This is a genomic window from Psychroflexus torquis ATCC 700755 (genome assembly GCF_000153485.2).
In the GTDB taxonomy this organism is placed as follows: domain Bacteria; phylum Bacteroidota; class Bacteroidia; order Flavobacteriales; family Flavobacteriaceae; genus Psychroflexus; species Psychroflexus torquis.
Genome location: NC_018721.1, coordinates 1118203 through 1131171 on the forward strand (window position 1 = coordinate 1118203; position 12969 = coordinate 1131171).

Sequence of the window (12969 nt, forward strand, 5' to 3'; positions counted from 1 at the left end):
CTCGTTTCTAATTAAAATAGCTATCCTATGAAAATAATTAAATTTCTTTTAATCGGATTTACAGTTTTAAATCTTGTGGGCTGCGTTAGCCAAAAAAAATTCTTAGAGCTAGAGGATGAATTTGGTACTTTACAAAGAGTCAATACTCAACTTAACCGAAAGTTGGACGATTGCAATTCTGAAAAAACAGCCTTGGAAGATGAACTCTCCTATTCCAAAGATAGAATTGAGGTTTTAAAAACTCAACGCGACGACCTTACTAAAGACTTGCAAACCACTAAAAGCACCTTAGAAAAGCTAAACGATTCTTACGATGCTTTAGAACAAAACAGCTCACAAGCCCTTGCCGCTAATTCTAAACAAAACAGAGAACTTTTAGAACAGTTGGAGCTAAAAGAAGGTGCTCTCGCCGAAGAACAAAACCGCCTAGAACAACTTCAAAAGGATTTGCAAGCGAGATCCAACCAGATAGAAGAATTACAATCTCTTATTGCAGATAAGGAGCAAAAGATGATCTCTTTAAAAGAAAATTTATCCAGAGCATTAACCAATTTTGAAGGACAAGGCTTAAGCGTCGAGCTGCGAGATGGTAAAGTATATGTGTCGATGGAAAATAAACTCCTGTTCGCTTCAGGAAGCTGGACCGTAGGGGGCGAAGGTCAAAAAGCTGTAAAGGAACTTGGTAAAGTCCTCGCAGATAATCCTGATATAGCTGTCTTAATAGAAGGCCATACCGATAATGTACCTTACGGAGGAAATGGGCCATTAACAGATAACTGGGACCTGTCGACCAAGCGGGCTACCGAAGTCTTAAAACTGCTGTTAAAAAATGGAAAAATCAATCCTCAAAATCTGACTGCAGCAGGAAAGGGTGAGTTTGCACCATTAGTCCCTAACACAACGGAGGAGGGGAAAGCTAAAAACCGCCGAATCGAAGTGGTATTGACGCCAAAACTAGATGAAATTTCGAAATTATTAAGTGAATAAACAAGTTGAACTAAAAGGGATTCTTACTATAAGAATCCCTTTTCTTTAGCCTTTTCTACCAAAATTTTATCGTTGGTATTGGGAATATCAAAGAAAAATTTCATCTGCTTCTTTCGCTTTTCAATCGCGCTTAAGGAAAGATCCATGTGGTCAGGAATATTTTTTGTAAGAATACCCTTAGAAATTAAATAAAGAATCCTCAAGTCTTCTTCATCGATATTATGAGCAAAGTCAATAGTCTTTTTCATCATTTTTTGTACGGTAGTACTGTGATAAGTATGCCCTTTAAGTAAACTTTCTATAGCAGCAATTAGGATATCTGGGTTGGTATCCGACTTTACTAGAAATCCGTTGGGATCTATCCGTCGCAAAACATTTAATACCTTATAGTTGTTTTCCAACATAGTGCAGATTAAAAGTTTGGCATGAGGCTGTTTTTTTTTGGCGAGTTTGGCTAAGTCCTCTCCAGAGCTATACTTACCGTCCTTGCTTGCAGGCAGGGAAAGATCTAGACAGATAAGATCATACTTTTTATCTTCGTTTAAAATTTTTTCGGCGGCATCCGTACAATTTAAGGCTGAATCTTTGGAGAATTTTAGTTCATCATCATGTTCGTTTATGATTTCCAAGGCTTGTTCAAAACCTGCAATTATCATTGGATGATCATCGACAAGAAGGACATTATACTTAGGCATAAGTTTTATTTGAGGGGAATAAAAATACTAATTTTAGTTCCAGTACCAAGCTTAGAATCAATACTTATTTTACCGTGGACTTCATCGACTCTAGACTTTATATTCTTTAATCCAATACCCGGTTTTTTTTGATTTTTAAAGCCTTTGCCGTCATCTTTAATAATGAGTTCAATTTCCTTTGCAGATTCATTTAAGCTGAATTTGATAAATACAAAGCTGGCTTCAGCGTGTTTTTGAATATTCATGGTGGCCTCCTGGAGGATTCGGTAAGTATGCATTTTTACTACAGAAGCTATTAAGGACCAGTTTACAGAATCGTCTATTGTAAGTTGATGACTTCTCTCTAGCTGTTGCTTTTGAATGAGATCTTGAATAAGATCTCCAAATTCTTTATGCTCATCAAAATAGGTGTTGGATAATTCGTGCGATAAGCTCCTGATTTGGCGTTCTACATCCATCAAATTATCGGTGAGTTGGCCGAATTTTTTATCCCCTTTAATCCCCGTTTTATATTTGTAAAACATAAGATTCATCCGGTTGGCATAAAGTTCAGTGAGAATGTTATCGTGTAATTCTCTAGCGATGCGATCCCGTTCTTCACGCTTGCCTTCGTCTTTCCTTGCACTTTGAAGAAGAAGAAGTTCGTATATTTTTTCATCCGCCACTTTTTGATCACGTTCCAGTTCTAAAGCTCTGTTTTTGGATCGCTGAACATAAAATATAAAGACTGAACTCCCTAATATAATGATGAGAGAGGAAATAAGGAAAATGATGGTGCGCTCTTCTTCAAGCATTTCTGCACGTTGCTTAACCTCTTCCGTTTCAAAACGAATACGTTCAAATTTATTACGCACTTTTCTCTCCTCAATTTGAAGACTATCGCTTAAGTTAATATAGGAAGTTGTGTAGGAGTAGCTGTTACTGGGTTGCAAGTCTGCCAAGAGTTGTAAAGAGGCTAAGATATCTCTATTGTTATTATTGCTTTGTGCTGTGGAATTCGCTTCTTCGGCAAGTTGTAAAGCTTTTATGGTGTTGCCTATAAATTTGTAATATTCTGCGATATGAATCTGACTAATAGAAATCCCAGCAAGATGCTTAATATTTTGCCTAATTTCTAAAGCCCTTTCCATGTCGGGAAGCACATTTTGAGTCTCACCGCTTTCCAATCTGTTATAGGCTAGATTATCTAGAGCCATTGCATAGAGATAAGGATCTCTTTCGTACAGATTTTTGGTGAATAAGGTCTTTCTATAATTTTTGATAGCAAGATCAAAGTTTTTTTGCTTTTCATGAACATTACCAACATTATTAAATGTAGCTGCTCTGTATAAGTCTGGGTCTTCTACTTTACCTAAAGCCTGTAACGCATTATTTAGATATTCTAAGGCAACGTCAAAATTTCTAAGATTATAATTACTTACCCCAAGAAGACTGTAAGCTTTAAATAATAAATCAAAATTTCTAATTTCCTTGCTAATTTCAACAACCTTGATTAAAGTGACTTCTGTACCCGTAAAATCTTTCGCTCGAGCTTGAATTAATGCTAAATTGTATAGCATTTGGGCGTAGTTTCCTAAATCATTTTTTTTATTGTAAAAGTAACCAGCTTCATTGTAAGCAAAATAGGCTTTGTCAGATTTATTAGAAGTCAAGTAAAAGTCTCCTAAGTTCCAATAAAAATTCGCCAAAGAAATAGTATCTGTATATTTTATAGATATTTTTCTGCCAAGTTCATTGATTTTAAGGTAATATCTTGAATTTGAATTTAAAGCTCTATAATCAAGTGTTTTGAGATATTTAATTTGAAGGCTATCATTTTCAATTCGTTGTACAAACTGAAATGATTTATTTAAATTTTCTTCTTTATTACTGTTATTGTCAAATTTCTTAAGGTAAATCAAAATAGAATCCCTCAGATCAGGATTAACTTTTAGTTTATCTTTTTTTTGATCTTGACAACTAATAATAAAAATAAGTCCGACAAAATAGTATATGAAACGCTTCATTAAGTTCGTTCTAAAATCTTGCCCAAAGTAAATAAATTAAATTTTAAAGATCACTATCATCAGGCGGAGTATTTGTTGCTTTATAAATTCTATTTTCTCCACCTGATCCAAAAATCTCTTCTGGAGTTTCTCCTTCGTATTGATCGTCGCTAAACGCTTCTGGTGAACATCCTGCAAAGAAAAATAAACATACCATTGTGAAAATTCCAATTATCTTTTTCATGACTCTAATTTTTAAAATTAATGTTTGTATTAATGTTTGTATTAATGTTTGTATTAATGTTTGTTTTACTATTTATATTATTGTTTTACAAATATAAGTGACATAAAAACATTTGGATTACGGTTTAACCGTACACTTGTTACGGTTAAACCGTAATTTCCAATTATATCTCTCGAAAGCCTTGTTATTGCTGGGATGTAAATTTATAAAAAAAATTATATTTACATGTTTGAGTTATTTTTTTATATGTGAGACTCTTTTCTCAGTTTTTCATTAAAAAATAACGTCGAAAAACTCATCATAATAACAGATTATTAAAGTCTATAAAACGTTTACAAACGGCTACAACCGTCTGTAAACGCAAGTAAAAGGAAGTAACTGGATAACTGTCAATTAAAAGGAACTCGTGCTCTCATCTTTGCCCTGTCGATAGGAAACACCGTCGATGTGGTTTAGAAAGACTAAGCCAATTTAAAAAACCATTTAGTTTTATAGTTATGAGTACTTTAAAAAATTCAGTACAGTTAATGGGCCACTTAGGCCAAGATCCAGAAGTTGTCAACCTTGACTCTGGGAAAAAACTCGTTAAATTCTCTATCGCTACCAACGAGTATTATCACGACACTAGCGGCGAGAAAGTCACCAACACCTATTGGCATAATATCATTGCCTGGGGCAAAACTGCTAGCTTTATCGAAACTTATGTCAAAAAAGGGCAAGAGGTTTTAATAAAAGGCAAACTCGCTCCCCGCTCCTACGAAACCAAAGAAGGTGAAAAACGCTACATCACAGAAATCAATTGTTCTGAGATTGTGACGACCTCGCAGAAGGTGTAAAATTATTGGTGGTCTGATAAAGAATATTTTTAAAAATCGCTTAGACTATTTTTTATTCCTTTATCACAACATAGCCCACGGTTTTAACCGTGGGCTATGTGCTATTAACAATAGAATTTAAAAGATTTTCAACATATCCCTTACAGTTTATAAATTACCTTAATCATCACAATCCTAGGCTGAATAAATAGTCTTCGGTCGGCGACTATGAATTCATTGACAGAATTTTGCCTTTTAAATTCAATATCAAACAAGTTGGTAGCGCTTAACTCAAACCCCCAGGCTGAATCTTCTTTTCCGTAGAATAAAGAAGCATCCGCCATTTCAAATCTATTGACGTCTCCTGTGGTTTGATTTTCAAAATAATTGTAATCGTAATTGAACTTAAAAATAAAATCTTCCCAATCATATTCCAAATAGGCAAAGGGAGACAAAGTGGTAAACTTGTTGTCGATGGCATCTGAGTTGAGTCTGGAAAAACTTTGCCTCACGCCCGTTTCCAGATTTGGCCAATCGTCATATCGTGTGGTTACTTTTGCATTATAGCCAAAATTAATACTTTCATAATCCAACACCTCATCGTTGATGATCCTGGAGTAGTCCGATAGGCTTGCATTACCTCCTAGAGTAAACGTATAATTAGGAATACGTTTATTGATAGTTCCATTAACGTTATAGGTATTTTCAGGTAAATCTGTAAAAATACTGGTGCTTATTTGGTCGATACCTTCAATCTGAGTCTGATTTCTAATGCTGCTTTCTCGATGCGTATAAGACAATCTAGCATTATAAAACAAACCCTTGAACATATTAAACTGACTATAAAGTAAACTCGACGTTTGGTAAATTTGATTTTGTAAATTCTCGTTTCCTCGTCTAATCTGATTAAAACTTTGCAGGCTTAATCTGTTGGCATAATTTGAAGAATTCCCAAAGTTGGTATACCGGTTATAATTGAACCTCAGTTTTTCAGAGGTTTTGAATTCGTACTCCGCGTAAAACTCGGGAAGTAAAACAGCGGTTTGATCATTGACCAATTCATCACCAAACTGTGATACATTCCAGTTAAAATTCTTGACGACCAAACCTGGCCTTAAAACCAATTCTCCAATCTGAGTTTTATACTGAAACCCTAGCGACGCATTAAAGAGCTCAAAATCCATCTGATTATTAAATCCCGCTGACTCAAAACTAGTGGTGCTACCATCGTTTAAGATTTGCTCATCCAGCGTATTCAAGTTGAAGGTAAAGTAATCCACACCTGCCACAGGATAGATGTGATGAAAATCGGCTAGCACCCAATAATGCTTAGCATTAAGGCTCAAGTTGGTAACTTCCTTCTGGTTAAGCTGATTTAACCTGAACTCATCTCCTTCATCTACCAAAGGAATTAACTCAGTAAACAAGGGCTGATTGAAATCCCAAAGCCTGTCTGTCGTTTGGTCTTCACTTTTTATTTCAGCTTCGAGCTTTAAGGTATGTTTGTAAGAAAACTGCTTATTGAGATTAAAAGTTTGGAGGAATTCAAAATTCTCGGGTTGGGTGTTTGTATTGACAAATCGGTTCGTGTTGCCTACTTCAGAATTAAGAAGAGATTGCGCCTCCGCCGTGTTGTATTTAAAATTGGTGTTGGCCCGCAAGTCGGTATCATCGTTATTGTCGTACCTCAACTTGATCTTACTAATGCTAAAAAGCAAGTCATTTTTATTGGATTGCTCACGGGATTCATCCGGAGCTTCTGTCGTTTGGTAAGTAAAATCTTCAAGCGTTTGGGTTCTCAATTTACTTTTATTAAAAATGCTATAGGCATCCAGACTGAAGTTACCTCCAAGCTCTTGAGAAAGACTCGCCGCGCCAAAATCGTTTTTATTGAAAATGAAATCATCTTGTCTTAAGAACTGTGAAAAATCATCCGAATATAATCTAGAATAGGCCCCTTGATCTTCCAAGGCTAAGGCCATACCGCCTTCAAAATCTAAGTAATCTTGAATGGTAAATGACTTTTGGCCAGTGTTATTAAAATCCCCAATGGCATTTACAGCCGTCTTGGGACTGTAATAAAACAATTTAGGATGCACCAAATACCGATCTTCTACTCCTGCGCCAGTTTCTATGTCGCCAAAGATAAATTTCTTTTTCCCATCTTTCAGTTTGATGTTTAACGCCATCTTATCGCTGTCTTCCAAACCTTTAAGAAAAGCTACTTCACTATAATTATCCAAAGCTTCCACTTCATCCACCGCATCGGCGGGAATGTTATTGACCCCCAGTTTTTCGTCTCCCGTAAAAAAAGCTTTGCCATCTACCATAAGTTTTGTCACAGGTTTTCCGTTAACGGTGACATTTCCTTCTCGATCTACCTCCAGACCTGGTAGTTTTTTTAATATATCCCTAAGTTTACGCTCTTCCCCTGTTTTAAACTGGTCTGTCCTATAGGTAATGGTATCTTCTTTTACAATCACCGCCATTTGTTGCTCAATAAGGATTTCTTCAAGACTTTCAGTAGATTCCACCATGATATAGTCCTTGGAAAGGTCTTGAGAAAGTTGAAGTGTATCCATGATTTTCTTAAACCCCAGATGCGTTACTTCTATAAGATAAGACTGGTTGCTTTCCAGCTTCAGCCTATATTCTCCTTTGGAACTGCTTATGCTAAATTTAATCTGTGCATTAACTTCTTGTAATGGCGTAGCGATCACGTTGGTATTGACTAGGGGATTTTGAAGACTATCGGTAATAAAGCCGTCGAGTTGGATGGATTGAGCTGTTGTAATAGTTATTGATAACAAAAGGATGAAAAGGCTTGTTAAGAGATTTCTCATGGAAACTTTACTACTGAAATTGAATTGAAAAATTAGTTTTTTAAAAAAATATACGTTTAACTTTATTTCTGAAACTCTTTCATTCTTTTTTTGAAGATTTTAAGAAATTCTTCTTCAGTAATCTCCTTTCCTTTATCTGGTAATTCAAAATCAACTTTTTTGTTGTCACTAAATCGAAGATTTTTTAAAATATAGTTAGTTTCATCGATCTTTAAGTGTACTATTAAACCAGGCAAATTACCAAAGCCTAAAGGGCCATAATTGAAATTTATACCTGGACAGTACCACGCTGTTATGTTTTGATATTTTTTAACTTCATTATTATTATCAATTTTTCCTTTTGCCTTAAAGCATTTATTTTCTGAAATGGTTCTGGATTCTTCAATTAATTTCCAATCATCAAATAATGGACTTTTAATTAAGAATTCATTTCTTGCTGTTAATCTTGAGCTTTCAGGATTATTCCTTATTAACAATCCATTTTCAATATCTTGATATAAACCGTCATTTATATATCCCGCTAAAGCTAAAGTGATTTTGACATTTTTATCTTCATTGACCATATTCTTTTTTATCGAAAACTCACTAATTTTGTCATTCCCTTTTAATGTAAATTCTATTTTTTTAGAATTTCTAATCGCTATATTTTTATACCGTTTAACTATAGCATTTTGTTCTTCCTTATCTTCAAAATTGAATTCAACCTTATAAGTTGCTTCAAAGCTTTTTTGTGAAAAAGCTAAGTTTGAAAGGAGTATTATAAGAAATGTGATTTTTTTCATACAGCAAGATTTTTATATTGTTTTAACTCAAGTTTCGCACCCATTATTCACAGGGTTTAATTGGAAAAAAATAGCATGAAAACCAAGGGAAACCCTTGGTTTTACTGTATCTTTAAGTAACTAAACACAAAGTACAAAACATGCTACAACACGAATATATTGCAAAAGTTCAAGAAATAAAAGGGAAGTTTAATAAGGTTTGGTTTAATTCAGACTATTTACGGGCACATCTGAATATTTTAGGCTTCAATAGAATAAAAAAACAATTCAGTTGGTGCAAAAAGGCGGGTTTTTCATTTGAGGATTTGATCGCTACGCTCTTGATTTTGCCCCTTATTGGAATTAATTCTATTTATGGACTTACAACTGACAAAGATCCAGAACTTAATAAATGTGGAAAAGATTCATACTATCGAATCTTGGCAAATCAAAAAATTAATTGGAGAGCTTTTTTGGCCCAGTTTGTAAAGCAATATCTATTGAAAGATGAACTCTTCACCCCCTCAGCAGACCCTACAAGATGCTTGATCTTTGATGATACTGATCTTTCAAAAACAGGAAAGACTATTGAAGGAGTCTCAAAGATCTACAACCATGTGTCAAAGACCTACTATTTAGGTTTCAAGCTACTTGTGGCTGGGTATTGGAATGGAAGTGTTTTTATCCCCATTGATTTTAGTCTGCACCGTGAGAGCAAAACATCAAGATTAAAATATGGTCTAACCGCAAAGCAGCGTAAGGCCCAAAAGAAGACACCAAGATGTAGTAAAACAGTTGCGGCAAAGAGGTATAGGGAACTCAATAAAAAGAAAACAGACCTAGTAGTGCAAATGTTTTCCAGGGTTGTAAAGCGTAAAATTCCTGTAGACTATATTTTAATAGATACCTGGTTTACAAGTGTGGGATTACTTAAAAAGTTACGAAGTATTTGCAGTTCGACCCATATTATTGGAATGTATAAATACAATAGTAAAATTGAAGTCAGATCAAAGGTCAAAACTTTAGCACAACTTAAAAAACAGAAAGCAAAGCCCAAGCGCTGTCGTAAATTCAATTACTACTACCATCATTACATAGCTGAAATTGATGGGCTCAAGGTTGCTCTCTTTATCTCAAAACGTGGGAAGAACGGCAAATGGCACACCTTAATAACCACCGATACATCACTCAAATTTGTAAAAGCAATTGAAGTATATAGTATTCGATGGTCAATTGAAGCCTTTTTTAAAGAAGCCAAGCAGCTCTTTGGCCTTGGAAAGTGTCAGTCTACCAATTTTGATGTCCAGATTGCACAAATAACAATTGCAATGACCCAATATCTGCTTACAAGTATTCGGTACAGAATGGAGGCTTATGAAACCATAGGCGGATTATTTAAAGATTTAAAACAGGATTATATTGAAAATAAGCTGAATATCAGAATATTGGCAGTTGTCAACTTAATTTTAACCAATTTGGAAAAACTAGTAGAATCAATTGATATTGAACTTATTACATCCAAAATAATAGAGGATATTGAGAGTTATGGGTTTCTAACAAATACCCATAGCTTTAATCATCAAGGTGTTAAGTGAAATTGATTAGGTGCGAAACTTGAGTTGTTTTAACTTCATAAGACATAAACTCAACCAGGCTATTATTTTATTCTTTTAAGGTCATCTTTTCAACTTTCTGGTTTTAAAAATTTTTTTTAACTTTTCATGAATCAATAATACTTTCAGAAGATTTGGATATAGAATAAATCATCCTCCCATCATATTTGACATTACTTTATGAAGTTGTTTTGCTGATTCTTTTTCTGACATGGCATTTTCTGTGTCAGGAAAATCAATAGTCGTCCTTTTATTTTCTTTTATATTGATCTTTTCAACTTTATAATTTTTACCCTGAGTGCTCAATTCTAATACAAGCCCTGGTAGGCCCCCATAATTTTCTGGACCAAACGAAAATGGCAACTCTGTTGTAAACCATGCTGTAATGGATTGTTCTTTGGTTCTAAGTTCTCCAGAATCTCCATCGACACTATAAAATAATTGTACTGCTTCTGCTTTCATACAGGTGAAGCCTTGTATAATTTTTGTTTCCTTGGAAATTGACCACTCGATGGGAGTTTTATCTACCAAGAGTTCTTTACCACTTATCTTGCTTACTTCATAACGTTCATTTTTTTGGAGATCGTAGTAAAATTTACTTTCTGGCATTGACATACTAGCCATGGCATTATCTTCTTTTGCCATAGTTGGATTGGTAGTGAATTTAGAATGCTCCGTGTTAAATTCTAAAGTAAACCTTAACCGCTTGGTCTTTTCATTCATTTGATTGATCATAAATGAATAGCGCTTGTAGTTTTGAGGATCTGTCTTTTTCATCTCCTCAAGACCTTCTGGTAAACCGGGTTCATTTTTGTAAATGATTTCACCACTTTGAGAGAATGAGCATTGTATTGATAAAAAAATGATACTAAAAAATAATAGTGTTGTTTTCATAAGTGTTATTGTTTTACTGAACTTTGCATCAATTTATTAAAATTGAATTCAGTGATGATTTCTCCCTTAGTTGGTTTTGAAATAGATTCTTGTAATTCGATTTTTAGGACTTCAGCATAAAAGTGATAACTGCCTTTATGAGCTTCAAGTATTAATCCTGGTAAACCATTTATTCCATAAGGTCCGTGCGACAATTCAATTTCGTTAGTAAACCAAGCTTCAATTCTTGAAAAGGATTTATGAGTCCCTTCATGATTTTTATTACCATAGGCTTTTAAGCATTCATAACCCAAAATTTGCTTAGAATCGCTTGTAATTTCCCATTCAATTGGAACTAATTGCACATTAAAATTTTTAAAACGCTTATTTACGAAAAAATAGTTTTCAGCATTGTCTTTGTAAAAATGCCCTGATTTATCTTTTAAAAGTTTGAGTAGATAGTCATCATTTTCATTTAGTATTGGCTTAAATAGCGCTTTTTCGTTTTTAAAAAATAATTTGTGTCGTATGGATTTATCTATCTTTAGTTTGAGGTTCCCAAATTCTTTTACTCGCTCCCACTCAATGGAATCGTTGTCCTTGATCTCTTGAAAATATAAATCTAATTCAGCATCGTTTCTGTACTGAACAGAGCCTTCCTGAGCTGAAGAAAAATTAAATAGAAATAAAAGTAGGAAATACTTTAAAAGTTTCATGACTGAAAATATGTGTAAAATTAAAACTGCCCAATAAATGGGTGGTAATTGTATTAATTATTGGATTGCTACATTACTATTACAGAAGGTACTATAAAAAAATCCAATACCCAATAAGCACCGCTTCTAACATTATGACCATCCATAAATTCTCCTAATGCTTGATCATTAGATATGAATTTTCATGTCTTAAATCTTTTGAGCGCTTCCGTTTTTAAAATCTAAAAGAACATTTTTATTTTATTTAATTTGCTCTAAACAAAACAAAAAAAACGGTTCTGAATAAATACAATTGTTAAATTTTAAATTTATGGTGATATTTACGATTAATCCGTAACCCAATTACGGTTTAACCTTAACAATTCGTGCTATTTATGAAGTTATATTCAATATTCCATAAAAAGCAATAATAATGAACTTAATTGAAATGTTCAATGAATTTCTTCTTTTCGCATCCTTAAGTACCTCACTTTTATAAGATAGGGCTTATTGCTTTCCAGCTTCAGCCTATATTCTCCTTTGGAACTGCTTATGCTAAATTTAACCTGAGTATTAGATTCTTGTAATGGCGTAGCGATTACGTTGGTATTGGTCAGTGGATTTTGAAGATTATCGATAATAAAACCATCGAGTTGGATGGATTGAGCAGATATATCTGTTATTGGTAATATAGATATAAAAAGAGTCGTTAGCAGTTTATACATATAAGTTTGATGAGTTTTCTGACAGGTTAGTTTTTATAAGGATTACCCATAGCTCTACCTTCTGCAAAATAGTCTTGCTCTGTCAATATTTTGCCTTTTACAGGGTTTTCTATGTCTTTCCCGTTTTCTGATAAATCTATTTTAGTGGCATAAAACCGATAACCAAAATCTTCAATCTCCAAAATTAAGCCTGGTAAACCAAAATATTTTTTGGGACCAAACGCATAAGGCAAATCTTTTACAAACCAAGCCGTCACTTTACTTTCCGATTCATTAGGGTCTAAAAATGTAGTTGTCGCCTTAAAACATTGGTAACCCTGAATAGTTTTAGTTTCTTTCGTGATTTCCCAAGACGGTGTGTTAGTTACTATGCTTAAATCTTTATCTTGAAATTGAATAACTTTATAACACTCACCATCACTTTTGTTTGTATAATAATCTCCAGAGGCTTTAGCCACTCTCAAAATATCATTTAGAGGAAAAGTAGCATCATTGTTCATGCTTTCTTTTACTTTAAAGATAGACTCCTCTGCATTAAATTCTAACACAACGTCAACATATTTCAGTTGCTTATTTAGTTTATTTATAATTTTAGCCAGACTACCTGGCATTTCTTTTTGTTTAGATTGGTCTTGTTGTATAGGTTCTACTTTATAATTGACGCTTCCCGATTGACTCATGCAAACGAAATAAAATAAACCAAAAACAACTACTAGTATTTTTTGCATTTTAA

General features: G+C 33.9%; 12 protein-coding genes. 3 read left to right on the forward strand and 9 right to left on the reverse strand.

Translation table 11 applies throughout. The annotated features are described in order from the left end of the window. Positions 1 to 27: 27 nt before the first annotated feature. Positions 28 to 987: an OmpA/MotB family protein gene (locus P700755_RS04905; protein WP_015023628.1), complete on the forward strand. Its 960-nt coding sequence runs from the start codon at positions 28 to 30 to the stop codon at positions 985 to 987. 26 nt (positions 988 to 1013) lie between these two features. On the opposite strand, the gene P700755_RS04910 is transcribed toward P700755_RS04905, so the two are convergent. The 3 genes from P700755_RS04910 to P700755_RS04920 are packed head-to-tail and all read right to left on the reverse strand — an operon-like array spanning position 1014 to position 3911. Next, entirely contained in the window at positions 1014 to 1682 is a 669-nt protein-coding gene (locus P700755_RS04910) for a response regulator (protein ID WP_015023629.1), read from the reverse strand. 5 nt (positions 1683 to 1687) lie between these two features. Beyond that, entirely contained in the window at positions 1688 to 3688 is a 2001-nt protein-coding gene (locus P700755_RS04915; protein ID WP_015023630.1) for a tetratricopeptide repeat-containing sensor histidine kinase, read from the reverse strand. Between the two features lie 43 nt (positions 3689 to 3731). Then, a complete protein-coding gene (locus P700755_RS04920) occupies positions 3732 to 3911 on the reverse strand; it encodes a hypothetical protein (protein ID WP_015023631.1) in 180 nt (59 codons plus the stop codon). A gap of 497 nt (positions 3912 to 4408) precedes the next feature. Between P700755_RS04920 and P700755_RS04925 the strand changes: the two genes are divergently transcribed. Next, positions 4409 to 4747, forward strand: coding sequence for a single-stranded DNA-binding protein (locus P700755_RS04925; protein WP_041758147.1), 339 nt, complete (start codon positions 4409 to 4411; stop codon positions 4745 to 4747). 140 nt (positions 4748 to 4887) lie between these two features. Here the strand turns inward: P700755_RS04925 and P700755_RS04930 are convergent, their stop codons facing one another. Beyond that, entirely contained in the window at positions 4888 to 7569 is a 2682-nt protein-coding gene (locus P700755_RS04930; RefSeq protein ID WP_015023633.1) for a TonB-dependent receptor, read from the reverse strand. Between the two features lie 62 nt (positions 7570 to 7631). Next, on the reverse strand, positions 7632 to 8351 hold the full coding sequence (locus P700755_RS04935) for a GLPGLI family protein (RefSeq protein ID WP_015023634.1): 720 nt from the start codon (positions 8349 to 8351) through the stop codon (positions 7632 to 7634). Between the two features lie 140 nt (positions 8352 to 8491). Here P700755_RS04935 and P700755_RS04940 point away from each other — a divergent pair, with 140 nt between their 5' ends. Further along, entirely contained in the window at positions 8492 to 9925 is a 1434-nt protein-coding gene (locus P700755_RS04940) for an IS4-like element ISPto3 family transposase (RefSeq protein ID WP_015023635.1), read from the forward strand. 168 nt (positions 9926 to 10093) lie between these two features. Here the strand turns inward: P700755_RS04940 and P700755_RS04945 are convergent, their stop codons facing one another. From P700755_RS04945 to P700755_RS18640, 4 genes are all read right to left on the reverse strand, one after another. Next, on the reverse strand, positions 10094 to 10837 hold the full coding sequence (locus tag P700755_RS04945; RefSeq protein ID WP_015023636.1) for a GLPGLI family protein: 744 nt from the start codon (positions 10835 to 10837) through the stop codon (positions 10094 to 10096). A 5-nt stretch (positions 10838 to 10842) separates the two neighbouring features. Then, positions 10843 to 11532, reverse strand: a complete 690-nt coding sequence (locus tag P700755_RS04950) for a GLPGLI family protein (RefSeq protein ID WP_015023637.1) — start codon at positions 11530 to 11532, stop codon at positions 10843 to 10845. Between the two features lie 431 nt (positions 11533 to 11963). Continuing rightward, positions 11964 to 12236 (reverse strand): hypothetical protein, encoded by a 273-nt coding sequence (locus tag P700755_RS04955; protein WP_015023638.1) that lies wholly within the window; start codon positions 12234 to 12236, stop codon positions 11964 to 11966. 26 nt (positions 12237 to 12262) lie between these two features. Next, on the reverse strand, positions 12263 to 12964 hold the full coding sequence (locus tag P700755_RS18640) for a GLPGLI family protein (RefSeq protein WP_157609252.1): 702 nt from the start codon (positions 12962 to 12964) through the stop codon (positions 12263 to 12265). Positions 12965 to 12969: the final 5 nt, after the last annotated feature.